This window comes from Buttiauxella sp. JUb87 (genome assembly GCF_004361975.1).
Lineage (GTDB): Bacteria > Pseudomonadota > Gammaproteobacteria > Enterobacterales > Enterobacteriaceae > Buttiauxella > Buttiauxella ferragutiae.
On record NZ_SNVY01000002.1, the window covers coordinates 473,562 to 499,933 of the forward strand.

The window sequence follows — 26,372 nt, forward strand, 5'->3', positions numbered from 1 at the left end:
GTGATAAATGTGTTTTGTAGGGTGGATAAGCGTTAGCGTCATCCACCATTTACGCCAGTTGTGTCGGATGACGCTGCGCTTATCCGACCTACGAAGAAGTTTGTCATCAGTCTCAAACCCCGCACAAGGCAGGGTTTCAGATTGCTGACAAAGGGTGATAAATGTGTTTTGTAGGGTGGATAAGCGTTAGCGTCATCCACCATTTACGCCAGTGGTGTCGGATGACGCTGCGCTTATCCGACCTACGAAGAAGTTTGTCATCAGTCTCAAACCGCGCACAAGGCAGGGTTTAAAATGGCACTCACTTCTCTGCGATTTCAGGATGAGAGATTAAATCGAGTGCGTAAAGGTACGAGAAATCACATCCTGCTGCTGTTCACGCGTTAACGCATTAAAGCGCACCGCGTATCCAGAAACGCGAATGGTCAGCGTCGGGTAATTTTCTGGGTGCTCGACGGCATCCATCAGCATTTCACGGTTCATCACGTTAACGTTCAAGTGCTGCCCGCCCTCGGTTCTTACATCGTGATGGAAATATCCATCCAGCAGACCCACCAGGTTTAACTGGCGCACTGCGTCATCTCGTCCCAGCGCGGCAGGCACAATTGAGAAGGTGTAAGAGATGCCATCTTTCGCATAACTGAACGGAAGTTTAGCGACAGAGGTTAATGACGCGACCGCACCTTTACGATCCCTGCCGTGCATCGGATTTGCGCCCGGGGCAAATGGCATTCCGGCACGACGGCCATCTGGCGTGTTACCGGTTTTCTGTCCATACACCACGTTTGAGGTGATCGTCAGGATCGATTGTGTCGGCACCGCATTGCGATAGGTTGGCAGCGCCTGGATCTTCTTCATAAAGCGCTCAACCAGATCGCAGGCAATGGCATCAACGCGATCGTCATTATTACCATATTGCGGATATTCACCTTCAATAACGAAATCAACCGCCAGCCCAGTCTGGTCACGCACCGGTTTTACCGTGGCGTACTTAATCGCAGAAAGCGAATCCACCGCGACTGACAAACCGGCAATTCCACACGCCATAGTGCGATAAACATCTCTGTCGTGCAGTGCCATCAGCGACGCTTCGTAGCTGTATTTGTCGTGCATGTAGTGAATAAGATTGAGCGCAGTCACGTATTGCGTCGCCAGCCAGTCCATAAAGTGATCGAGGCTATTCATCACCTTGTCATAGTCCAGCACGTCATCCAGCAACATCGGCATTTTCGGCCCAACCTGGATTTTTAGCTTTTCGTCCATGCCGCCGTTGATGCAATACAACAGCGTTTTTGCCAGGTTGGCACGTGCTCCGAAGAACTGCATCTGTTTGCCGATCACCATTGGGCTGACGCAGCAGGCAATAGCGTAGTCATCACTGTCAAAATCACAGCGCATCAGATCGTCGTTTTCGTACTGTAACGATGAAGTTTCGATGGACACTTTGGCCGCATAAACCTTGAACGGCTTCGGTAAAGCTTCCGACCACAGGATAGTCAGATTCGGTTCTGGTGCCGGCCCCATGGTGTAAAGCGTGTTCAAATAGCGGTAGGCGTTTTTGGTGACCAGTGTGCGCCCATCAAGCCCCATACCGCCGATAACTTCTGTCGCCCAAATTGGGTCGCCGGAGAACAGAGAGTCAAATTCCGGGGTACGCAGGAAACGCACCATACGGATCTTCATAATGAAATGATCGACTAACTCTTGTGCCTGAAGCTCTGTCAGCACACCCGCTTTGAGGTCACGCTCGATATAAATATCGATAAACGAGGTAGTGCGGCCCAGTGACATCGCCCCACCATTTTGTGATTTCACCGCGGCCAGGTAGGCAAAATAGAGCCACTGCAATGCTTCCTGCGCATTGCCTGCCGGACGAGAAATATCAAAGCCGTAATTTGCCGCCATTTCCTGAATTTGCAACAAAGCACGGCGATGTTCCGACAGCTCCTCGCGCAGACGGATGACATCCTCAAGCTTTTCTCCGCGCTCCAGTTGATTTTGCAAGTCAGCAAACTGCAACTCACGTTCGCGCACTAAATAAGCGATGCCGTACAACGCCACGCGGCGATAGTCGCCAATAATGCGACCGCGCCCATAACCGTCCGGCAGGCCGGTCAAAACACCCGATTTGCGGCAGCGCAAAATATCTGGTGAGTAGACGTCAAACACACCCTGATTATGTGTCTTACGCAACGAAGTAAACTGGTATTCGAAGTCTGAGTCCATTTCACGACCATAAGCTTCAAACGAGCTTTTGATCATGTTGATGCCGCCATACGGATGTAAGGCGCGTTTCAGCGGCTTGTCGGTTTGCAAACCGACGATTTTTTCATGTTCTTTGACGATGTAACCCGGAGCATGCGCAGTAATCGTCGTGGCAATATTGGTATCGAAATCGACTGGCGCATGGGTGGCATTTTCGATGCGAATGCCATCCATCACCTTTTCCCACAGTGCGGTGGTCGCGGGAGTTGCGCCCGCTAAGAATGATTCATCACCCTCATACGGCGTATAGTTCTGCTGGATAAAATCCCGAACATTAATTGCCGTTTTCCATTCAACGCCCGAGAATTGCTGCCAGGCATGGGAATAATTTTCGTTGGTAATATCAACATCCACTTTCATTACTTCATCCTCTGTACAACATTATTAATTCAGGCGTATTCCGTGATACGACATTCTTTTCCTAAATGCAGGGCATCAAGCGCAATCATTTTTTCTTCGTTAGTCGGAATGACCGCGCAAACGATGGCAGAGCTGTCGCTGGAAATAATTCGCTGCCCGATACGATTAGGTTGGTTATTTCTTTCAATATCCAGGTCGATACCAAATACACGCAACCGTTCTGCCACCAGGCGACGAATCAGTATTGAATTCTCACCAATACCGCCGGTAAAAATAACGCCATCAAAATTATTTAACGAAGCAGCATGGGCGCCTATGGTTCGGGCAATGCGGTGAACAAAAGTTTTAATCGCTAATTGCGCACGCACATCGCCATCATGCCAGGCTTTTTCCAGAGTGCGCAAATCTGACGATAAACCCGAAAGACCCAGCAGGCCGGACTCTTTATTGACGACTTGTTCAAGGTCGTCCATCGATTGCTGGGTCTGACGAGCAAGCCAGGCCATTGCGCCAAAATCCACGTCTCCGCAACGGGTGCCCATAATCAGCCCCTCGAGCGGTGTCATACCCATTGAGGTATCAACGCTTTCACCATTTTGAACCGCACAAACCGAAGCTCCATTTCCTAAGTGAGCAATCACCAACCCTGAATTTACTGGGTTCAAGCCAGGTAACTCACCCGCTTGCTGGGAGACATAGCGATGCGACGTGCCGTGGAACCCATAACGGCGAACCCCGTACTCTTCAAAATAGCGGTATGGCAGGCCGTACAGATAAGCTTCGGGCTTTAATGTCTGATGGAAACTGGTATCAAATACCGCGACCTGTGGAACATCCGGAAAACGAGTCCGCGCAGATTCCACCCCGTGTAAATTGGCGTAATTGTGCAATGGTGCCAACGGTGAAACCTGGCGAATCTGTTCTATAACCTCATCGGTAATTAAGACTGACTCACTAAATAAAGATCCACCGTGGGCAATACGGTGACCGACAAAAGCCACACTATCGATTAAATTCCGCATCTCAAGTTCAGCGGCTATTGCAGAAAGCGCTTCTTCATAATTCTGGTGAGCCAGAATAACTGGCTCTCCATCATTGACCGTTAAAAAAGCTTTCTCAGTATTAATACCCTCACAAATTCCGGCTAAAAGTACATCGCAAGTTTCTGCATCTAATACTGAGAACTTAACCGAAGAAGAACCACAGTTAATCGTCAACACTACCGGATAATCATTCATTTTTAAATCCCACTCATCCTGAGCCAATATACCCAAAATAATTAGATAAGCTTGTAAACAATATTAAGAATGGTCAGCAAACCAATTACTGTGACAAAAATGTTTTCAGTTTTTCCTTTATATTTCGCCAGCGCAGGTGTTTTGCGAATCGCATACATTGGCAGCAGGCAAAGCAGTGAAGCGATAATCGGTGCCCCCATGGCTTCGATTAAATCGAGGATGTTCGGGTTTGCGTAAGCCACAACCCAGGTCGACCCCATGATAAACACCATGCTGATGAGGTTGAGCTTCCCACCGGATACTTTGGTTTTATCCCCTTTGTAGCCAAACTTGAGGACCAGGCCATTGAGCCCTTCGAGGGTGCCAAGATAGTGACCAAAGAAGGATTTGAAAATTGCCACCAGAGCAATAATCGATGCGCCATATTCAAGCGTGGTGGCGAAAGTCGATTTTGTGCCAGACATTGAGGAGAAGTGGTTCGCCAGGTATGAAAGCACAGGAATGTTTTGCGCTTTGGCTTCCGCCATATTTTGTGGAGAAAGCGTGAACAGACAGCTAAAGGCGAAGAACATCACGACGGCAACCATCAGCATGCTGGCGCGAGAGATAATCTTCGAACATTTGTCTTCAGTGTACTGCTTGCCAAAATCTTGCTCATACTCTTCACGTTTGGAAACCACGAACGAAGAGACAATCGGTGAGAAGTTAAAGGAGAAGACCATGATGGAAATACCCAGCCATACGGTCACCAGAATGCCATCACTGCCGGTAAACGAAATATCACTTAGACTGACTTGATCGATAACCGCAGAGTTCCAGTAAGGAATCAGCGACACGGAGATCAAGATTAAGCAGGCAATGAAAGGGAACACCAAATAGCTCATCACTTTGACCATCAGGTCTTTGCCAAAGTAGATAACAAAAGCCATTAACAACAGCAGGAACAGTGCCACCACACCACGGTTAAGCGGCATGAGCTGGAGCTGGTTTTCCCAGAATGTCATGAAGGTGTTGGTGATGGTGACACCGTATATCCACAACAATGGGCAGATGGCGAAAAAGTACAGGAAGGTAATGACCACACCACCTGTTTTACCAAAATGTTCTTCAACTGTTTCAGTGATATTTCCGGAGGGATTGCTGCCTGAAAGACACAAACGCGCGAGCGCCCGGTGGCAATAGAATGCTATCGGAAAGGCAAGAAACAACATGATGAGAATTGGAATTAAACCGCCATAACCGGCACGAATAGGGAAAAATAAAACCCCGGCACCGATGGCCGTTCCAAATAAGCCTAATGTCCAGGTAGTGTCAGATTTGCGCCATTGCGATGTAACTTTTTGACCAACAAGTGTTGCATCTGTATTACTCATAATAAAATTCCTTTAAGTAATTTTATACGCGTTATATTTCAAGCTGCATCGCTATTATCTGTGATGCAGCTTTAATTATTAGGGGGATTAATCTACTGAGCCTGTAATCTGCGAAACACGCGAAAGGTCGATGTTCCCGCCAGAAATAATACTGACTGTCTTACGCCCTTTAATATAGTGATCTAACTTGCCGCTTAATAATGCCGCAGTGGCTAATGCGCCAGCACCTTCAGTGACGACTTTATTACGTTGAATCAGTGCCACCATGCTATTACGAATATCATCTTCACTCACTAATACAATATCAGTCACTAATTTCTTGACAATTTCATAAGTGATTCGGCCAGGGCGCGCAACATCACAACCATCAGCTAAAGTACCTGATGTACGATGCGACATAAGCTCACCTTTATAGAACGAGGCTGCCATACCATGCACGTTTTCAGCCTGAACGCCGATGATATTAATTGTCGGGTTAATGGATTTAATCGCCAGCGCAATACCGGCAATTAAACCACCGCCGCCAATAGGTACAATCACGTTATCGACGTCGTATAAATCTTCGAGGATTTCGAGGCCGATAGTCCCCTGACCAGCAATCACTTTTTCATCGTCATACGGTGGAATGAAGATACGTCCTTCCATCTCAACGATTTCACTCACTTTGGCGATAGTGTCGTTGAAGTTATCGCCGTGCATCACAACTTCGGCAGAGTAGTCAGAGGTTGCGGCAACTTTAGATTTTGGTGCGCCATTAGGCATCACAACTTTGCCGTTAATACCAAGGATGGCACAAGATAGTGAAACACCCTGCGCGTGGTTACCTGCAGAACACGCTACTACTCCTTTGCTTTTTTCTTCTTCGGTTAAAGAACTCAGCTTATTAAAGGCACCGCGTATTTTAAATGAACCGGTACGCTGCATATTTTCAAACTTTAAAAATATTTCGCCCTTGCAGCATTCGCTAAGATAATTTGAGCGTGGCATTCCTGTTTTATAGATATAACCAGCAAGTCTTTTTTTTGCTTCTAGTACATCAATAATAGTGACAGGAAGTTCATAGTCGATATGCATGTTGACCTCAACATTTTAAAAACAAAAATATAGGTGGTGATAATATAATCAAATTATCACTGGGAATTGTTTATAGAATTCAGTTCAATTACTGAGTTTAATTAAGCTACTTCAGTTAATTGATTAAATTGAAACTGGGTACGTAATGAATGTTTTTTCGCAAGCTCAACTAATGTTGCTGCCGATTGAGTAATTCGATAATTTTTAGACCATACGGCGGCATAACGAGCGATGGGTAATTTATCTTCCACAGGGATTTTAATAAATGAGTTGGAGCCAAATGGAGAAATCATATCTCGTGGAATGACCGTCAGGAAATCAGCATTCAATACGAGATTATAAATCGTGACGACTGAGTCTGTTTTAACGATGTTTTCACTCTTAATATTATTTTTTTGCAGCGTGGTGAGAAGTTCACTGTAATATCCCATTTCCGTTTGCGGCAACACCCATTGTTCTTGCGTCAGATCGCTAAGCGTTGTTGTCCCTTGAATCTTCCGGGTTCGGTTCGCTACCAGAATGAACTCTGACTCAAACAATGGTTCGATATGCAGATCCTGTAACAACATCTCGTCGCTCAATGTACCAATCGCAAAATCCAGACGACCATCGCGGATTGCAGGTAAGAAAGAGGACAGTTGAGCTTCGAACATCGAAACCTGAGCCTGTGGGAAAACTTCTTTAAACTCTTTCATCATCCCTGGCAAAAAAGTAAAACCAATCAGAGAGGGGTAACCGAATGAAACATCGACCACACCGTTGCCGACCATTTGATTCATTTCACTACACAGATTTCTCAACTCACGTGTGATGGACTCTGAGTAAGTCAGTAGAACTTTGCCTGCTTCGGTTAATTTTACACCGGTATTTTTTCTGATGATAAGTTCTAAGCCAAAATAGGCTTCCATATCACTAATAATTTTGCTGACCGCAGGCTGAGTCAGACTAAGTTGTTTTGCAGCAGAACCAAATGAACCACTCCTCACCACTTCCTGAAAGACAAGCAACTGTTGTGTTTTAGGTAATGTATTATTGTCCATGAAGTTCTGCGCCTAATTAATTTCCATGCCGCAGATCATAACGAATAGTGATACCGATGTTATGTGGCTTGACTCACAAATACTCGACCATCAATTGCATACAAAGCAGTCAAATAAAAAATATCAATTAAAAACAATGAGTTACAGAATGGCAATCTGCCCTTAACATGATGAATATCAACCTTATATACCCTGATAAAATAAAGTTATGGAGATAATTTAAACATATAAGCTTAAATAAGCCGCTGTTTATGCTGTTTTTTATTATGGCAAGAGAAGATTTATCTTAAGTGGACTTCACGATATTAAACTAATTTTGTTATTTTTAAAATTTAATTAATGAAAACTCTAATAATATTTGAATGTGTATTTAAGTAAGATTTTTTATATAAAAATTAATAAAAGTGAATATGGATCGATATTTCAATAATAAATATTGAGATAAAAGCGATTGCGCTCTCATCGTGATAAAAAAAGCCCGCACGAGGCGGGCTTGATTCAAGCATTGACTACTTCAAATTACAGAACGTCGATCGCGTTCAGTTCTTTGAATGCTTGCTCCAGACGGGTGATCATAGAAGTCTGAGCAGAACGCAGCCATACACGTGGATCGTAGTATTTCTTGTTCGGTTGGTCTTCGCCTTTCGGGTTGCCCAACTGGCCTTGCAGGTAAGCTTCGTTCGCTTTGTAGTAGTTCAGGATACCTTCCCATGTTGCCCACTGGGTATCGGTATCGATGTTCATTTTCACTACGCCGTAGCTTACGGAGTCTTTGATTTCTTGAGCAGAAGAACCAGAACCACCGTGGAATACGAAGTTCAGGCTGTTGTGCGGCAGATTATGTTTCTTAGAAACATAGTCCTGAGAATCGCGCAGGATAGTTGGGGTCAGAACCACGTTACCTGGTTTGTAAACGCCGTGAACGTTACCGAAAGAAGCCGCGATAGTGAAGCGTGGGCTAATAGCATTCAGTTTTTCGTAAGCGTAATCAACGTCTTCTGGCTGAGTGTACAGAGAAGATGCGTCCATATGGCTGTTATCTACGCCATCTTCTTCGCCACCGGTGCAACCCAGTTCGATTTCCAGAGTCATGCCGATTTTAGACATACGCTCCAGATACTTAGAACAGATTTCGATGTTCTCTTCCAGGGACTCTTCTGACAGGTCAATCATGTGAGAAGAGAACAGTGGTTTGCCAGTTGCTGCGAAGTGTTTTTCGCCAGCGTCCAACAGGCCGTCTAACCATGGCAGCAGTTTCTTAGCGCAGTGGTCAGTGTGCAGGATAACTGGAACACCGTAATGTTCAGCCATCAGATGCACATGGTGCGCACCAGAGATACCACCGAGGATTGCAGCTTGTTGGCCTTCAGCTTTCAGGCCTTTACCCGCCATGAACGCTGCGCCACCGTTGGAGAACTGAACGATAACTGGTGCTTTAACTTTTGCAGCAGTTTCGATAACGGCGTTGATAGAGTCAGTGCCTACGCAGTTAACTGCTGGCAGAGCAAAATTGTTTTCTTTTGCTACCTGGAAAACTTTCTGTACGTCATCACCGGTGATAACACCTGGTTTTACGAAATCAAAAATCTTAGACATGTTTGGTTGTCCTGTATCGTCGGCCGTTAGAAAAAACGTTTGTGCCACCTAAGACTTAGCGGCGGCAAAAATTAAACGGGCAGGAGACCCTGCCCATCATCATTACTTCTTAGCGCGCTCTTCGAGCATAGCTACTGCTGGCAGAACTTTGCCTTCCACGAATTCGAGGAAAGCGCCGCCACCAGTGGAGATGTAGGAGATTTTGTCTGCAATACCGAACAGGTCGATAGCTGCCAGGGTGTCACCGCCGCCTGCAATAGAGAACGCTTCGCTGTCTGCGATTGCATTGGCAACGATTTCAGTACCTTTACGGAAGTTCGGGAATTCGAACACGCCAACCGGGCCGTTCCACAGAATGGTTTTTGCATTCTTCAGGATTTCAGCCAGTTGCTGCGCAGAAGCATCACCGATATCCAGAATCTGCTCGTCAGATTTCACGTCGTTGACAGATTTCAGAGTTGCCGTAGCAGTCTCAGAGAACTCAGTCGCTACGCGAACATCAGCAGGAACTGGGATGTCACAAATAGTCAGCAGGCGTTTAGCTTCGTCAACCAGGTCTGCTTCGTACAGGGATTTACCGACGTTGTGGCCTTGAGCAGCAACGAAAGTGTTCGCGATGCCACCACCAACAATCAGCTGGTCAGCAATTTTGGACAGGGAATCCAGAACGGTCAGCTTGGTAGAAACTTTAGAACCGCCAACGATAGCCACCATTGGGCGAGCAGGTTCTTTCAATGCTTTACCCAGTGCGCTCAGCTCTTCAGCCAGCAGCGGGCCAGCACAAGCGATATCTGCGAATTTGCCAACGCCGTGGGTAGAAGCCTGTGCACGGTGTGCAGTACCGAAAGCGTCCATGACGAATACGTCGCACAGTGCAGCGTATTTTTTAGACAGGGTTTCGTCGTCTTTCTTTTCGCCTTTGTTAAAGCGAACGTTTTCCAGAACAACCAGTTCACCCGCAGCAACTTCAACGCCATCGAGGTAATCTTTAGCCAGGCGAACCGGAGCAGACAATTTGTCTTTCAGGTAGTTAACAACCGGCAGCAGAGAGAATTCTTCGTTGTACTCGCCTTCAGTCGGACGACCCAGGTGAGAAGTTACCATCACTTTAGCGCCTTGTTTCAGGGCTAATTCGATAGTTGGCAGTGATGCACGGATACGTGCGTCAGATGTCACTTTCCCTTCTTTAACTGGTACGTTCAAATCTGCACGGATCAGAACACGTTTTCCAGCCAGATCCAGATCGGTCATCTTAATTACAGACATGGTGAATCCTCTCGTTGATTCTTAAAGTTTTGCGGACGCTTTATGCGCCTTACCTGAAACCACTTGCGGCCATGACTAACGTCGTGTCGAGCATTCGGTTAGCAAAGCCCCATTCGTTATCACACCAGACTAAAGTTTTAATCAGATGTTGCCCACTGACCCGCGTTTGTGTGCCATCAACAATGGCACTGTGCGGATCATGGTTAAAATCAGTCGAGACCAACGGTAATTCCGTATAGTCAACTATACCATGAAATGAATCACGTGCTTCTTTTTGCAGCAACCTATTGACTTCATTAGCATTGACTGCTTTTTTCACCGTCACGCTTAAATCGATCGCCGTGACGTTAATGGTCGGAACACGTACCGCAATCGCCTCGAAACGATCGTTAAATTGCGGGAAAATACGTGTGATACCAGCAGCAAGACGCGTATCAACAGGAATAATAGACTGGCTGGCGGCACGTGTGCGGCGCAAGTCTGGATGATAGGCGTCGATAACTTGTTGATCGTGCATCGCGGAATGGATGGTGGTCACTGTGCCCCATTCAATACCGTACGCATCATCAAGCAATTTGATAATAGGAATAATGCAGTTTGTGGTGCAGGAAGCATTCGAAACAATGCGATGTTCAGCAACCACACTTTCATGATTCACACCGTAAACCACGGTGGCGTCGAGGTCGTTACCGCCGGGATGAGAGAAGAGGACTTTTTTGGCACCGGCAGCCAGATGCGCTTCACCGTCTGCACGGGAGCCAAACACACCGGTACAATCCAGCACCACATCCACGCCCAGTTCACGCCACGGTAAATCAGCAATATCCGGTTCGTGCAGAATACGGACGGTGTCATCACCTACCCATAACTGGTTGCGTTCCTGACGAACGTCCCAGGCGAAACGACCATGGCTAGTGTCATACTTCAACAGATGCGCCATGCCCGCAGCATCAGCCAGTTCATTGATTGCTACGACGGTAATTTCCGCACGGCGACCGGATTCGTACAATGCACGTACCACGTTGCGCCCAATGCGACCGAAGCCATTAATTGCTATGCGAACGGTCATATCTCTCCTGCCAGAATCCCTGAGACTAAGTGGCTGACAGAGTAATCCAGCAATCGTCTGAGGGGAATCCTCGCACTCTCGAAACTGCAATTGTTTGCTTAATTGTCGAACATTTATTCGACTGAAACGCTTCAGCCATGTTAAGCGATACGGGGAATAAATGGAACGTTACCCCATGACAGGCAACCGATCTTCTGACATACGTCACAAATTTGATGGAATAAATGCAACGAGAAACCCACGTTGAATGAATAACAACCAGCTATCCACAGGAATAATGGAAATACCACAGAGTCGTTTACACGACCCTGCCGGTATCAATTGAGATGATAGCCACCCTGCTCATCCATAACTAACTGCATATCGGCAGACAGGCTTCCTTCGAGCACACGTAAAACATTCGGCCCATCAGTGGCGTGGAAAAATTCCTCCGCCTGCTCACGGCTCAAGCCGCCACGTATTTTTCGGCTAATCAATCGTTCGGAAAGCAATTCCGCAGGAGCAGCGATAAACACAGAAAAATCGCAAAGGGGGCGCAATGCCTGCCACTCTGGCTGATTGAGCAGCAGCCAATTGCCTTCAACCACCACAATGGGCGCTTCAACGGTAATCGCATTTTCCAGCGGATCGTGCAGATTACGATCGTACTGCGGCCAGCGACTGCCAGGCTTTTGCAGATCCTGCAATGCACCAGTTAGCTTCTGAATATTAAACGTTTGCGGTGCGCCTTTATGTTGCTTGAGATTGTTCGCAAGCAGATATTCGTTGTAGTGATGGAAGCCATCCATCGGTAAAGCCTGTATCGCAGGTAATGCCGGATCGAGCGAAGACAAATATTCCCAAAACGCCACCAGCGTTGACTTACCGGTGCCGGGTGGAGCCGCCAAAAATACCACCAGCCGACGCTGTAATTGCTTTTGCTTTGCGGCGAGTTGCTTTAATAAAGGCTTATGTAACGCTTCGACTTCTTGTTCTTTAAAACAGGCTTGTGTCTCTAATCCATTAATAATTAATGTGACTTTCACCAGACTAGCTCCTTCAATAATGAAGTCACCGCCAGAGATAACGCCGTTTTCACTAAGCCGCCATAACGCGCTTCGGAATAGATTGAGAAATCCGAATACTTCATGCTTTTTATTGCATTAAACAATGTCGCGTTTTGGGTAATCGAATTGAGGTTCGCAATAAAATCGTAAGTGAGGTCATCATGAAACTGAATTGCCACTTTGCTGTGTTGCACAAAATCACAGAACTGGGAAAAACAGGTAATATCGGCATACAGCCATTTATCCATTTTCCCCAGCGCGTAAATCAGGCGCAGCGCAACGTCGATATCATCCAGCGGCCCACTTCTGGCAAGCAAAGGCTTAACCGCGTACTCAACGATCTCTTCATCATTATCAACAAATAACGAAGGTAGAAATTGCCTGATGCCGGAAAGCAAAATATCGTGCGCGACGCTCATAAATGAGGCCAAATCACTTTGCGCTTCCAGTTGTTCAAGTACTTCATCTTCGTTCAAGGTGGTCATTAATAGCTCAGTACATTAGAGGTGATGTAAAGAGTCTATAATATTACAGGTGCGCTCTATACCATTAATCAAGAGCGTTTGAGTGCGTACAACATCACCTTCTTCGCGCACTCCCTGCAAAATATCCCCGCCGGTTACGCCGGTTGCGGAAAATAATACCTCGTCGCTTTTGACGATTTCATCAAGGCTGTAAATACGATTGATTTCGACGCCCATTTCACGGCAGCGGCGTTGCTCAGAATCAGCAATTTGGCGATGTTCAGGCGTCTCCCCTTTTGCCTGGCAGAAATCCATTAATTCCACCTGCATTTCGCCACCTAATGCTTTCACCGCACAGGCAGAAATTACGCCCTCTGGTGCGCCGCCAATGCTGTACATCACGTCGTATTGATTATCCAGCAAGCAAGTCATCACGCTTGCAGCCACGTCACCATCCGGTAATGCAATCACTTTCACGCCCAGGCTTGTAGCTTCGGCAATTATTGCCTGGTGGCGGGGTTTATCGAGGGTCACCATCCGCAAACGCTCCAGCGGTTTGCCGAGCGCGTTGGCAATATTTTTTAGGTTATCTGCGAGCGTTGCCGCAAGGCTAATCACCCCTTTGGCTTTCTTGCCCACCACGATTTTCTTCATATACATATCGGGGGCATGCAGCAAGGTACCAACCGGTGCGCAGGCCATCACCGCCAGCGCATTGTTTTGCCCCATCGCCACCATGCGCGTGCCTTCGATGGGGTCAACGGCGATATCGATTTGCCGGGAATCGCCCTTTCCTAACATCTCGCCGATATACAGCATCGGCGCGTGGTCAATCTCCCCTTCGCCAATGACAATCCGCCCCTGCATATCAATTTGATTAAGTGCATCACGCATTGCCTGCACAGCCACGCCATCAATCTGATTCTTATCGCCGCAGCCGATCAATGGCCAGGCTGCAAGCGCCGCCCGTTCCGTGGTGCGGAAAAATGGATAAGCCAGCGTTTTCATGGTTAGGCCTCCACACCGATATCAACGCCAAAATGGGCTAACAGATGCTTTTCCGCCGCTTCGTTCCAGACGCCGTGTGTTTCAGCCACCAGTTCGGCAAGGCGTTTAAATAATGGATCGGTTTCACCCAGGCTGGCGAATTCAGTGATTGCCGTCAGCGGCATGGTGACACCGTTGTAAATCAGCTTTTTACCGCCCGGGATATCCGGCAGATTCAGCACGGTTTCAGGAACCGCATCCAGGCCACCCACATGCGTAACCATAAACGAAGGCTGTAATCGCCCGCTGGCAGCAAGTTCAATGGCTTCAATCATGTCATCGGCGGAGCCGCCAGATGTGCCAACAATATGCGTGCTGCCGTAATGCACGTTGTAGAAATTAAACGGCACCTTGAAGTTTTTATCCGTTGGTCCGGCGAAGAAATTCAGGCAGCCGTCGTCAGCGAGCAGGTCATCACCCAGCTCAATCACCGCAGGTACGGCGGCATAAACGAAGACGTCATCAAAGCCCGTACCACCGGTCATCTCACGTAACGCCGCCGCAGGGTTATCCAGTTCTTTGCTGTTCACATACACCAGCTCGATACCGTTTTTGGCCGCCAGCTCTACAGGCAAGAGTTTTTGTGCCTGTGCCAGTCTGGCTTCATCGATATCAACCACCACCACTTTGCCCGGTTTGATATTGCCGTTAATTGCATAATCAATGGCACCGATGCCCATCGGCCCGGCACAGGCTAATAATGCCAGGTTGCCGCCGGGTTTAATTCCCATGCGATGTTCGTAAACATATTGCGTAGTGTGATAGTTAGCTTTATAGGCACCAATAATGCAGCACATTGGCTCCGCTAAAGAGGCGGCTGCAAAATATGATCCTCTATAAGGTAAAACACAGCCCAGATCGATAGCCTGTTTTGGGATAATCATATACGTGGCATTGCCACCAAAGTATTCATAGCTATAACCGGCTGAATATCCACTCGGCAAACCCATTGCCGGTTGCAATACATAACGCTGGCCTTTCTTATATTGGCCGAGAAGATTATTCCCGACTTCGACAATGACTCCGGCGCATTCATGCCCGGTAATTACTGGGTGGTTATTTAAATCATCTGGTACACGTTTATGGTCACTCGCCAGTAGCGCCGCTTTCCATGTTGATAAACACACGCTATCTGAAATAACGCTCACTAATAACTCATCATCAGTGATTGCCGGTAATTCAAACTCACGGATACGGACGTCCCGCTTGCCATAAATGGCTGCAACTTTAGTTTTCATAAGAATCCTTATTATTAAGCCTTAGCGGTTAATTCATTAAATAACGCATCGAGTTTCGGGTCGCCAATATAGTTATTAATCAGGATCAGCGGTTTGTTAGTCACCAGTTTGACGCGCCCTTCCAGGCTGGCATGCGTGACGATTATCTCTGCGTGTTCAGGTACGTTTTCTATGGCGTAGTGTTTAACTTCTGTTTCTATGCCCTGTTTTTGCAGACGCTTACGAAACGTGGTGGCTCCCATAGCGCTTGAGCCCATGCCCGCATCGCAAACAAACGCGACCAATTTCACCGGACCGGTACTCCACGCCCCTTCCTGTTTCATCGCTTTCATGGCGCTGGCTGTCTCATCAAAGTTGTCCTCTTTCTCGACTTCTTTGCTGCGATCCAGTTTCAGAATGAATGCGGTAATCACAAATGAAACGGCTGTCGCCACGGTGACACCGGCAATGGTGGCAAAGAATGCACCACGCGGCGTGAGGGCGAGATAAGCAAAGATGGAACCCGGACTTGGCCCTGCAACCAGGCCGCCACCCAACAGATTAAAGGTATAAATTCCGGACATCCCGCCCGCAATCATGGCAATCAGCGTCAACGGCTTCATTAAAACATACGGGAAGTAGAGTTCGTGAATACCGCCCAGGAAGTGAATGATCATCGCACCTGGTGCGGATTTTTTTGCCATTCCTTTGCCAAACACTGCAAAACCAAGCAGCAAACCGAGCCCAGGGCCTGGATTCGACGCCACCATAAAGAAGATAGATTTCCCGGTGTCAGACGCTTGCTGCATGCCTAATGGGTAGTAAACACCCTGATCGATTGCATTGTTCAGGAACAGGATCTTCGCGGGTTCGTTAATCAGCGACAACAGCGGTAAATAACCGGTGCTGACCAACGCTTCAATGCACTCTTTCACGAAATTGTTCGCCACTAACACCGCAGGGCCAATAATTTCAAAGGCAAACAGGCAAAGCAGCATCCCGGCAATACCCAATGAGAAGTTATTAATCACCATCTCAAAGCCTGGCGGAATACGCTTCTCCAGCGTGCGGTCGATAACTTTAATCACCCAGCCACCGAGTGGCCCCATGATCATCGCACCGATGAACATCGGAATATCGGCACCGACTATCACGCCGATGGTACCAATTCCGCCCATCACCGCACCGCGTTTCCCACCAATTAAATGGCCACCGGTTGAGCCAATCATCACCGGTAGCAAATAGGTGATCATTGGGCCGACTATTTTGGCGAAATGTTCATTAGGCATCCAGCCGGTTGGAATAAATAACGCGGTAATAAAACCCCACGCGATAAATGCGCCGATATTGGGGATAACCATAGCTGTAAGAAATCCGCCGAAAGCCTGGACTTTGGCACGAGCTGATTTATTTTTCATATTTATCCTGACGAGAGAATGATTACTCTTGAGTGATAATATCCTTGAGTTGCTGATCGGTATTCGCATTCAGCAAAGCTTCAATTGTTGATTCTTCACAGAACATTTCGCTTAATGCCTGAATAGCACCGATATGCTCATCTGAATCAGCCGCTGACAACCCGATTAATAATTTCACCGGTTCGTGGTTATCGCCAAAACCCACGGTGTTTTTTAATAGCGTAAGAGATAAACCTGTTTTAATTGCGCCGCATTCTGGCCTGGCATGAGGCATCGCAACAAAAGGAGCCAGAATATAATATGGGCCAGTTTCCTGGGTGGTCTTTTTAATTGCATCAATGTATGAAGCGGTGACATAGCCTTTTTGCAATAGCACTTCCATTGAATAATCTATTGCCTGTTGCCAGTCATCGGCAGAGTTTTTTATAGATATGGCAGCATCAGGGAAATAATCTATTAACCGCATACTGTCTTCCTCATTTTGTAGGGTGTTTTTATTTTCAATTAAAGTATGACGGCGTGGAAAATAAATCAAATGAGGGCGGGGAAATGTTATTTATTGAGTGAGAAAAATTTTAATCAATAAATTCAAAGAATTAAAAATACAAAAAAATCAAATATAAACATGTCAATAGAAATAATTTTAACCTGATCACAAATTCATGTTTTGTGTTATTTACGATTATGCTATGAAGATCACGATTTGATACTTGATTGATTATACTTTTGAGATATAAGACAACCCGTTTTATTGAGGATAACCATAAAAAACGGGTCGCCTGAGCGACCCGCTTAACTAGCATGAAGCGATTACAGAACTGCTTTAGCCTGTTTCACTACGTTTGCAACAGTGAAACCAAACTCTTCGAACAGCAGTTCAGCTGGAGCAGACTCACCAAAGGTGGTCATACCCACAACCGCACCGTTCAGGCCAACGTATTTGTACCAGTAGTCAGCGATGCTGGCTTCGATAGCAACACGCGCAGCAACCGCTTTCGGCAGTACCGCTTCACGGTAAGCAGGGTCCTGTTTGTCGAATGCATCGGTAGACGGCATGGAAACCACGCGCGCTTTAATGCCTTCAGCAGTCAGTTGATCCCAGGCTGCAACCGCCAGTTCAACTTCAGAACCGGTGGCAATCAGGATAAGCTCAGGCGTGCCTGCGCAGTCTTTCAGAACGTATGCGCCACGGGCGATATCCGCCAGTTGCTGTTCAGTACGATCTTGCTGTGCCAGGTTCTGACGGGAGAAGATCAGCGCGGTCGGGCCGTCGTGACGTTCTACAGCGTATTTCCACGCCACCGCAGACTCAACCTGGTCACATGGACGCCATGTGCTCATGTTCGGCGTCACACGCAGGGCAGCAAGCTGCTCCACTGGCTGGTGAGTCGGGCCATCTTCACCCAGACCGATTGAGTCATGGGTGTAGACCATCACCTGGCGTTGCTTCATCAGTGCTGCCATACGCACCGCGTTACGGGCATATTCAACAAACATCAGGAAGGTAGAGGTGTACGGCAGGAAACCACCGTGCAGCGCGATACCGTTGGCAATCGCCGTCATACCGAATTCACGTACACCGTAATGGATGTAGTTACCGGCTAGGTCTTCGTTGATGGCTTTGGAACCAGACCAGATAGTCAGGTTAGACGGTGCAAGGTCAGCAGAGCCGCCAAGGAATTCAGGCAACAAGTGACCGAATGCTTCGATGGTGTTCTGGGACGCTTTACGGCTGGCGATTTTCGCAGGGTTAGCTTGCAGGTTCTTGATGAACTCTTGCGCTTTAGCTGCGAAATCAGCAGGCATGTCGCCTTTCATACGACGGATAAATTCTGCGGCTTCTTGCGGGAAGGCGCGAGCGTAGGCAGCGAACTTCTCGTTCCATGCCGCTTCTTTCGCCTGGCCTGCTTCGCGAGCATCCCACTGAGCATAAATGTCTTGCGGGATTTCGAATGGCGCGTGTTTCCAGCCCAGTGCTTCACGGGTCAGTGCGATTTCTGCGTCACCCAAAGGTGCGCCGTGGGAATCGTGGGTACCGGCTTTGTTTGGCGAACCGAAACCGATGATGGTTTTGCACATCAGCAGTGAAGGTTTGTCGGTAACCGCTTTGGCTTCTTCAACAGCGCGTTTGATAGCGTCTGCATCGTGGCCGTCAACGCCGCGCACAACGTGCCAGCCGTAGGCTTCAAAGCGTTTCGCTGTATCGTCAGTGAACCAGCCTTCAACGTGGCCGTCGATAGAGATACCGTTGTCATCATAGAAGGCAACCAGTTTACCCAGACCCAGCGTACCCGCCAGCGAGCAAACTTCGTGGGAAATGCCTTCCATCATGCAGCCATCACCCATAAAGGTGTAGGTGAAGTGGTCAACGATATCGTGACCAGGGCGGTTGAACTGTGCTGCCATGGTGCGTTCAGCAATGGCCATACCGACTGCGTTTGCCACACCCTGACCCAGTGGACCCGTGGTGGTTTCTACGCCTGCGGTGTAACCCACTTCCGGGTGACCCGGAGTTTTGGAATGCAGCTGACGGAAGTTTTTCAGTTCTTCAATCGGCAGGTCATAACCTGTGAGGTGCAGCAAGCTGTAAATCAGCATTGAACCATGGCCGTTAGACAGCACGAAGCGGTCACGGTCAGCCCATGCAGGGTTCTGCGGGTTATGGTTCAGGAAATCGCGCCACAGGACTTCGGCAATGTCGGCCATACCCATAGGGGCACCCGGGTGACCGGATTTGGCTTTTTGTACTGCGTCCATGCTGAGTGCACGAATAGCATTGGCAAGCTCTTTACGAGAGGACATTTTGACTCCAGATCGGATGGTTGAAGGTCAGGCCTTGACTACTATGCGTTATGGGCTACGCCCAAAAAATTGCCATCAATGTACCGCAAGCCGTGTGCCATGTACATGGAGCATCCTTTTGTCCGGTTAAGAAATCTCTGGAAGCTGCTCGCATGTTGCGCATGTTGATGCGCAGCATGCGTTAACTTCTTTATACTCAAGCCACCAGCCAGCGATATGTGGCTCGATCCCCCAGAGTAGTTGTCATTTATTAAGGATATTGGCATGAAGATGCGCCCAATTTTACTGAGCCTGAGCGTTGCAGTCCTGGTGAGTGGTTGCCAGAATATGGATTCCAACGGCCTGCTGGCTTCCGGTGCTGAAGTCTTTCAGGCGTACACATTAAGTGATGCTCAGGTCAAAGAGCTGAGCGACAAATCCTGTGCCGAACTGGACAGCAAAGCGTCTATCGCACCGGCCAGTAGCGAGTATGCGCAACGCCTGAACAAAATCGCTGCGGCATTGGGCGATAACATCAACGGCATGCCGGTGAACTACAAGGTTTACGTCACCAAAGACGTGAACGCCTTTGCGATGGCCAACGGCTGTATCCGCGTGTACAGCGGCCTGATGGACATGATGAACGATAACGAAGTCGAAGCGGTTATCGGCCACGAAATGGGCCACGTGGCGCTCGGCCATGTGAAGAAAGGGATGCAGGTGGCGCTGGGGACTAACGCAGCTCGTGTTGCAGCGGCCTCTGCGGGCGGAATGATTGGCAGTTTGTCACAGTCACAGCTTGGCGATTTGGGTGAGAAACTGGTAAATGCACAGTTCTCCCAGCGTCAGGAATCCGAAGCAGATGACTATTCGTATGATTTGTTGAGAAAACGTGGCATCAACCCAATTGGCCTGGCAACCAGTTTTGAGAAGCTAGCGAAGCAAGAAGAAGGCCGCCAAAGCTCGATGCTTGACGACCACCCGGCTTCAGCCGAACGTGCGCAACATATTCGCGACCGTATGGCGGCAGATGGGCTGAAGTAATTTTCAAATGACTGCCTCAGGCGTAATTGTCGCAGGCAGTTTGGACTCGGGCAGCGCGCAGCCACCGGAGCGTACACAAAGTACGTGAGGATGGCGAGTACTGCCCGGGTTCAAAATGGCAAGTAAAATAGCCTGATTACTCGCCTTTCTTAGCCGCCTGGATATACAACATCTCCAGCGCCAACGTCGCGCCCGCCAAAGCAGTAATTTCAGACTGGTCGTAAGCCGGAGCCACTTCTACAACGTCCATACCAACGATGTTCAAATCTTTCAAACCACGAACCAGTTTCAGCGCGCGATCGGTAGTCAGACCACCGATAACCGGCGTACCGGTGCCTGGTGCGAAAGCAGGATCGATGCAGTCGATATCAAAGGTCAGATAAACTGGCATATCGCCAACAATTTGCTTCACCTGCGCCAGCACATCGTCAACAGTACGGTCGTTCACCTGGCCTGCATCCAGCACGGTAAAGCCATTATCTTTGTCGAACTCGGTACGAATACCAATCTGCACAGAATGATTCGGGTCGATCAGACCTTCTTTTGGCGCGGTGTAGAACATGGTGCCGTGGTCGAACTCGCAACCGTTCGCATAGGTGTCAGTGTGCGCATCGAAATGCACCAGCGCCATTTTACCAAAGTGCTTAGCGTGAGCGCGCAACAGCGGCAGAGTCACGAAGTGGTCGCCACCGAAAGAGAGCATACGTTTACCGGCAGCCAGCAGTTTTTCTGCGTGAGCTTGCAGGCGTTCGCTCATATCACGCGCATCACCGAAGGCATAAACCAGGTCGCCACAGTCAACAACGTTCAGACGCTCACGCATGTCGAAATTCCACGGGAAGCGGTTACCTTCCCACGCCAGGTTGGTAGAAACCTGACGAATAGCCGCAGGGCCATGACGCCCGCCTGCACGGCCAGAGGTTGCCGCATCAAAAGGAACGCCAGTGATCACCCAATCGGCATCGCTGTCATACGGCATGAAGTTCAGTGGAAAACGTAAAAAACCGAAGGCATTGGATACCAGGGAATTGTCGTACTGATGGCCTAAGGTGCTCATGGTTTGACCTCACGATGATGGTAATTATTTGCAAAAAAAAGTCCCTTCCGCGTCGTTAACCCGACGAGGAAGGGACTGGATTCATTCAGACTGCTTGTTGGCGGATTATCGCCGAATGTAACCTTATTTGTATACTAATTACTCTAGTAATTCGCGTTACAGGTAGGCGGCAAAGGAGCTTATCCCCGGGAGCTTACTTAAGTAAGTGACTTGGGTAAGTGAGTGCGGCCAACACCCCTGCGACTCGAAGTACGCCGAGTAATTTACTCGTCTTCTAAATAAGTATAGCCATACAACCCAGCCTCAAACTCTTCGAGGAACTGCTGCTGCAAACCGGCATCCAGATCGGTCTGTTTGACCTGATCACGGAAATGCTTGAGCAGAGTTTTTGGATCAAGCTGAACGTATTCCAGCATGTCCGCAACGGTATCGCCTTCATCAGAAAGCTCCACCTCTACGCTGCCGTCAGGGAAGACGAACACGTCAACCGCTTCGGTATCGCCAAACAGGTTGTGCATGTTGCCAAGGATTTCCTGGTATGCCCCAACCATAAAGAAGCCCAGCAACGGCGGGTTTTCCGCATCGTATTCTGGCATCGGCATAGTTGTCGCAATACCGTCACCATCGATGTAGTGATCGATAGCACCGTCGGAATCACAGGTGATATCCAGCAGTACCGCACGACGCTCTGGGATCTGATTCAGCCCTTCAAGCGGCAGTACCGGGAACAGCTGATCGATACCCCACGCATCCGGCATGGACTGGAACAGCGAGAAGTTGACGTAAATCTTATCCGCCATACGTTCTTGCAGTTCGTCGATGATCGGGCGGTGTGCGCGGTTGCTAGGGTCAAGCAGGCGTTGAATTTCGTGGCACATGCTCAGATAAAGCTGCTCCGCCCAGGCACGCTCCTGCAAAGAGAAACTCCCCGCCGAGTAGCCGGTATGGATATCATGCAGATCGTTCTGGCTATCGTGCAGCCATTCACGCAGCGAGCGACGGTTGTTCGGCTCGTGCATTTCGCCCCAGGTTTCCCACATGCTTTGCAGTGCACGGGACGCGTCTGCAGCCGGAGCTGTTGGCGTGGTGTATTCGTTGCGCTCAACACCAATGATGTTAGACACCAGCACGGTGTGGTGCGCGGTCACCGCACGGCCAGACTCGGTGATAACCGTCGGGTGCGGCAGGCCGTTTTCTTCACATGCGTCGCCAATCGCCCAAATGATGTTGTTCGCATATTCGTTCAGGCCATAGTTGACCGAACAATCTGACTGCGAACGCGTGCCTTCATAGTCCACGCCCAGACCGCCGCCCACATCGAAGCATTCGATGTTAACGCCCATCTTGTGCAGCTCAACATAGAAACGCGCTGATTCACGCACGCCGGTGGCGATATCGCGAATATTCGCCATTTGCGAACCGAGGTGGAAGTGCAGTAATTGCAGGCTGTCGATACGACCGGCTTCACGCAACATTTCAACCAGTTGCAGAACCTGCGTCGCCGCCAGACCAAATTTTGATTTCTCGCCGCCTGAAGACTGCCATTTGCCCGAACCTTGCGATGCCAGACGCGCACGCACGCCAAGGCGCGGTACCACATTCAGGCGCTCGGCTTCTTCCAGCACAATGCGAATTTCAGACATCTTCTCGATGACCAGATAAACCTTGTGGCCCATCTTCTCGCCGATCAACGCCAGGCGGATGTATTCACGGTCTTTATAACCGTTACACACAATGACCGAACGCGTCATGCCCGCATGCGCCAGCACAGCCATCAGTTCTGCTTTAGAACCTGCTTCCAGGCCCAGCGGTTCGCCGGAATGAATCAGTGATTCAATCACGCGACGGTGCTGGTTCACCTTGATTGGGTAAACGAGGAAATAGTTGCCGTTATAACCATAGGATTCGCGAGCACGTTTGAACGCTGCATTAATAGAACGCAGGCGGTGCTGCAAAATCTGCGGGAAGCAGAACAGTGCAGGCAAACGCTGCCCCTGTGCTTCACGGGCTTTTACGAGTTCAGCGAGATCAACACGCGCTTCCGGGACATCCGGGTCCGGGCAAACGGTGATATGACCGAGCTCATTGACGTCGTAATAGTTATTGCCCCACCAGGCAATATTGTAAGTACGCAGCATTTTGCTGGCTTCCTGGGAGCTCATGGCAACCTCCTGCATGGAGCGGTGTACATCCTGCTCGCCCACTGACGAACCCGAAACAGAAGAGATTTTGTCAGACATGGCGAACCTCAAATTTAAACGAATGTGCAAAACAGTTGACTACTATCGCAGGGGTATCCCGCAATAACAACCCATTAACAGCGCGTATCGGCAGCATAAGACGCTGACAGACAAACTGTGCGACCGGTTTCTTTTTCATATCATTGTAAAAACACGTAACCGAGCTTCGTAGAACGAGTCGGCGAAACCACGAGAATACTCTTATCGATGACAAGAGAGCCCTTGTTCAGAATTTCACGGGTTTAAAAACCGGCCCGAGAGTCCTGAGAAGCGCCGAGATGGGTATAACATCGGCAGGAATGCAGCAAAGAGATGCTTATTGAGAGAGGCAAATGCACACCAGACTGGTGAGCCAGATTCTGTGAATTACAGCGGTTTTTCAATCCTGACACCTCCACACATACCATTTAGGGCATGCGACAAGCCAAAGCTAAGAAATTTGCTCAACCCGGCTGGAAGTGGGCAACACGTAGAAATGTGTGCTTGTTGAATGAGCCGCGCGCGCCGCTTTATACCGATAACAGCCAAAAATTGCAAAACAAAAATCCCTGCTTTGCGGCACTGTCAGTAAAAATTGCCATCCAAGATTATGCTTAGAAACTTGCGGGTAGAAAAATCACTGGTAATCTGATTAAGGGATAACCTAGAATAGCCGTCCAGATGTTAATCCATCTATACCGATTAACTGTTAGACTGCCTGAAATTAATCCTGTGGCTAAAACTCCGAATATCAGTATATCGCACTGATACGAGCGCCAATTAGCGGCAGTCTGCACTAACCTAATTCTCTTAGGGTGAATAAAATATGGCCAAGCACCTCTTTACGTCCGAGTCTGTATCAGAAGGGCATCCCGATAAAATCGCTGACCAAATCTCTGATGCGGTCCTCGATGCGATCCTCGAGCAGGATCCAAAAGCACGCGTAGCTTGTGAGACTTACGTTAAAACCGGCATGGTTCTGGTTGGCGGTGAAATCACCACCAGCGCCTGGGTTGATATCGAAGAAATCACTCGCCAAACGATTCGTGACATCGGCTACGTGCATTCTGATATGGGCTTTGATGCCAATTCTTGTGCCGTGTTAAGCGCGATTGGTAAGCAGTCCCCGGACATCAACCAGGGCGTTGACCGTACCGATCCACTGGAACAAGGTGCGGGCGACCAGGGCCTGATGTTTGGTTATGCAACCAACGAAACCGAAGTGCTGATGCCAGCGCCAATCACTTACGCGCACCTTCTGGTTCAACGCCAGGCTGAAGTTCGTAAGAATGGCTCACTGCCATGGTTGCGTCCGGATGCAAAAAGCCAAATCACGTTCCAGTACGACGACGGTAAAATCGTCGGTATTGATGCCGTGGTTCTGTCTACCCAGCACTCTGAAGATGTACAGCTGAAAACGCTGCAAGAAGCGGTGATGGAAGAGATCATCAAGCCAGTTCTGCCAGCAGAATGGTTGAATGCATCTACCAAATATCACATCAACCCAACAGGCCGTTTTGTTATCGGTGGCCCAATGGGTGACTGCGGTCTGACCGGTCGTAAAATTATCGTTGATACCTACGGCGGTATGGCTCGTCATGGTGGCGGCGCGTTCTCCGGTAAAGATCCGTCTAAAGTTGACCGTTCTGCGGCGTACGCGGCACGTTATGTGGCGAAAAACATCGTTGCTGCGGGTCTGGCTGACCGCTGTGAAATCCAGGTGTCTTACGCCATCGGCGTGGCAGAACCGACTTCTATCATGGTTGAAACCTTCGGTACCGAGAAAATCTCTACCGAACAACTGACTCTGCTGGTGCGCGAGTTCTTCGACCTGCGTCCGTACGGCCTGATTCAGATGCTGGATCTGCTGCACCCAATCTACAAAGAAACTGCCGCATACGGTCACTTTGGTCGTGAGCATTTCCCTTGGGAAAAAACCGACAAAGCAGAATTGCTGCGTGATGCTGCCGGCCTGAAGTAAAATCCGTCAGAGCTCCAGACATTAAAGGCCAGCGCTCTGCTGGTCTTTTAGACCGATGACAAACCTCTTCGTAGGTCGGATAAGCGCAGCGTCTTCCGACACTTTTATCTGCAACAACAGGCGAAAATGGTGGATGGCGCTATCGCTTATCCCCCCTACAACACCTGTTTAATGACCCTAAAAGGCCAGCGCTCTGCTGGTCTTTAAGACCGATGACAAACCTCTACGTAGGTCGGATAAGCGCAGCGTCATCCGACACTTTTATCTGCAACAACAGGCGAAAATGGTGGATGGCGCTCTCGCTTATCCCCCCTACAACACCTGTTTAATGACCTTTGTCAGCAATCTAAAAGGCCAGCGCTCTGCTGGTCTTTTAGACCGATGACAAACCTCTTCGTAGGTCGGATAAGCGCAGCGTCATACGACACTTTTATCTGCAACAACAGGCGAAAATGGTGGATGGCGCTATCGCCTATCCCCCCTACAACACCTGTTTAGTGACCTTTGTCAGCAATCTAAAAGGCCAGCGCTCTGCTGGTCTTTTAGACCGATGACGAACCTCTTCGTAGGTCGGATAAGCGCAGCGTCATCCGACACTTTTATCTGCAACAACAGGCGAAAATGGTGGATGGCGCTATCGCTTATCCCCCCTACAACACCTGTTTAGTGACCTTTGTCAGCAATCTAAAAGGCCAGCGCTCTGCTGGTCTTTTAGACCGATGACGAACCTCTTCGTAGGTCGGATAAGCGCAGCGTCATCCGACACTTTTATCTGCAACAACAGGCGAAAATGGTGGATGGCGCTATCGCTTATCCC

20 protein-coding genes are annotated in these 26,372 nt (G+C 48.8%); 2 read left to right on the top strand and 18 right to left on the bottom strand.

The window, feature by feature from the left end:
* Positions 1–330: 330 nt before the first annotated feature.
* From pflB to tkt, 15 genes are all read right to left on the bottom strand, one after another.
* Positions 331–2,625: a formate C-acetyltransferase gene (gene pflB, locus EC843_RS10405; RefSeq protein ID WP_064543607.1), complete on the bottom strand. Its 2,295-nt coding sequence runs from the start codon at positions 2,623–2,625 to the stop codon at positions 331–333.
* A 29-nt stretch (positions 2,626–2,654) separates the two neighbouring features.
* Positions 2,655–3,863, bottom strand: a complete 1,209-nt coding sequence (tdcD, locus tag EC843_RS10410; protein ID WP_133522218.1) for a propionate kinase — start codon at positions 3,861–3,863, stop codon at positions 2,655–2,657.
* A 41-nt stretch (positions 3,864–3,904) separates the two neighbouring features.
* Positions 3,905–5,236 (bottom strand): threonine/serine transporter TdcC, encoded by a 1,332-nt coding sequence (tdcC, locus tag EC843_RS10415; protein WP_064543604.1) that lies wholly within the window; start codon positions 5,234–5,236, stop codon positions 3,905–3,907.
* 87 nt (positions 5,237–5,323) lie between these two features.
* Positions 5,324–6,310, bottom strand: a complete 987-nt coding sequence (gene tdcB, locus EC843_RS10420) for a bifunctional threonine ammonia-lyase/L-serine ammonia-lyase TdcB (RefSeq protein WP_064543602.1) — start codon at positions 6,308–6,310, stop codon at positions 5,324–5,326.
* Between the two features lie 101 nt (positions 6,311–6,411).
* Positions 6,412–7,350, bottom strand: coding sequence for a transcriptional regulator TdcA (gene tdcA / locus EC843_RS10425; protein ID WP_133522219.1), 939 nt, complete (start codon positions 7,348–7,350; stop codon positions 6,412–6,414).
* 519 nt (positions 7,351–7,869) lie between these two features.
* Positions 7,870–8,946, bottom strand: coding sequence for a class II fructose-bisphosphate aldolase (fbaA, locus tag EC843_RS10430; RefSeq protein ID WP_064543598.1), 1,077 nt, complete (start codon positions 8,944–8,946; stop codon positions 7,870–7,872).
* 102 nt (positions 8,947–9,048) lie between these two features.
* Entirely contained in the window at positions 9,049–10,212 is a 1,164-nt protein-coding gene (pgk, locus tag EC843_RS10435) for a phosphoglycerate kinase (RefSeq protein ID WP_064543596.1), read from the bottom strand.
* A 49-nt stretch (positions 10,213–10,261) separates the two neighbouring features.
* Positions 10,262–11,281 carry an erythrose-4-phosphate dehydrogenase gene (epd, locus tag EC843_RS10440; RefSeq protein ID WP_064543594.1) on the bottom strand — a complete coding sequence of 340 codons (1,020 nt, stop codon included), beginning with the start codon at positions 11,279–11,281 and terminating at the stop codon, positions 10,262–10,264.
* 317 nt (positions 11,282–11,598) lie between these two features.
* Positions 11,599–12,306 (bottom strand): nucleoside/nucleotide kinase family protein, encoded by a 708-nt coding sequence (locus tag EC843_RS10445; RefSeq protein ID WP_064543592.1) that lies wholly within the window; start codon positions 12,304–12,306, stop codon positions 11,599–11,601.
* The gene (locus EC843_RS10450) at positions 12,303–12,812 is read right to left on the bottom strand and encodes an MltR family transcriptional regulator (RefSeq protein WP_121814917.1); all 510 of its coding nucleotides are present in this window, start codon (positions 12,810–12,812) and stop codon (positions 12,303–12,305) included. Before EC843_RS10450 ends, EC843_RS10445 begins: the two co-directional genes overlap by 4 nt.
* Positions 12,813–12,827: 15 nt before the next feature.
* On the bottom strand, positions 12,828–13,799 hold the full coding sequence (gene glpX, locus EC843_RS10455) for a class II fructose-bisphosphatase (RefSeq protein WP_064543588.1): 972 nt from the start codon (positions 13,797–13,799) through the stop codon (positions 12,828–12,830).
* Between the two features lie 2 nt (positions 13,800–13,801).
* Complete coding sequence (locus tag EC843_RS10460; protein WP_064543586.1) at positions 13,802–15,076, bottom strand: zinc-binding dehydrogenase; 1,275 nt, start codon at positions 15,074–15,076, stop codon at positions 13,802–13,804.
* 14 nt (positions 15,077–15,090) lie between these two features.
* Positions 15,091–16,473: a PTS mannitol transporter subunit IICB gene (locus tag EC843_RS10465; RefSeq protein WP_064543584.1), complete on the bottom strand. Its 1,383-nt coding sequence runs from the start codon at positions 16,471–16,473 to the stop codon at positions 15,091–15,093.
* Between the two features lie 22 nt (positions 16,474–16,495).
* On the bottom strand, positions 16,496–16,939 hold the full coding sequence (gene cmtB, locus EC843_RS10470) for a PTS mannitol transporter subunit IIA (RefSeq protein WP_121814915.1): 444 nt from the start codon (positions 16,937–16,939) through the stop codon (positions 16,496–16,498).
* A gap of 344 nt (positions 16,940–17,283) precedes the next feature.
* Positions 17,284–19,275, bottom strand: a complete 1,992-nt coding sequence (gene tkt, locus EC843_RS10475; RefSeq protein ID WP_064543579.1) for a transketolase — start codon at positions 19,273–19,275, stop codon at positions 17,284–17,286.
* 264 nt (positions 19,276–19,539) lie between these two features.
* Here tkt and EC843_RS10480 point away from each other — a divergent pair, with 264 nt between their 5' ends.
* Complete coding sequence (locus tag EC843_RS10480) at positions 19,540–20,298, top strand: M48 family metallopeptidase (protein WP_121814914.1); 759 nt, start codon at positions 19,540–19,542, stop codon at positions 20,296–20,298.
* A 136-nt stretch (positions 20,299–20,434) separates the two neighbouring features.
* Here the strand turns inward: EC843_RS10480 and speB are convergent, their stop codons facing one another.
* The 3 genes from speB to yqgB all read right to left on the bottom strand — a co-directional run bounded on the left by speB (position 20,435) and on the right by yqgB (position 23,734).
* Positions 20,435–21,355, bottom strand: a complete 921-nt coding sequence (gene speB, locus EC843_RS10485) for an agmatinase (RefSeq protein ID WP_064543574.1) — start codon at positions 21,353–21,355, stop codon at positions 20,435–20,437.
* Between the two features lie 263 nt (positions 21,356–21,618).
* Positions 21,619–23,595, bottom strand: coding sequence for a biosynthetic arginine decarboxylase (gene speA, locus EC843_RS10490; RefSeq protein WP_074388524.1), 1,977 nt, complete (start codon positions 23,593–23,595; stop codon positions 21,619–21,621).
* Positions 23,588–23,734, bottom strand: coding sequence for an acid stress response protein YqgB (yqgB, locus tag EC843_RS10495; protein WP_121814913.1), 147 nt, complete (start codon positions 23,732–23,734; stop codon positions 23,588–23,590). Before yqgB ends, speA begins: the two co-directional genes overlap by 8 nt.
* A gap of 666 nt (positions 23,735–24,400) precedes the next feature.
* On the opposite strand from yqgB, the gene metK reads away from it, so the two are divergent.
* Positions 24,401–25,555, top strand: a complete 1,155-nt coding sequence (metK, locus tag EC843_RS10505; RefSeq protein WP_064543569.1) for a methionine adenosyltransferase — start codon at positions 24,401–24,403, stop codon at positions 25,553–25,555.
* Positions 25,556–26,372 lie beyond the last annotated feature (817 nt).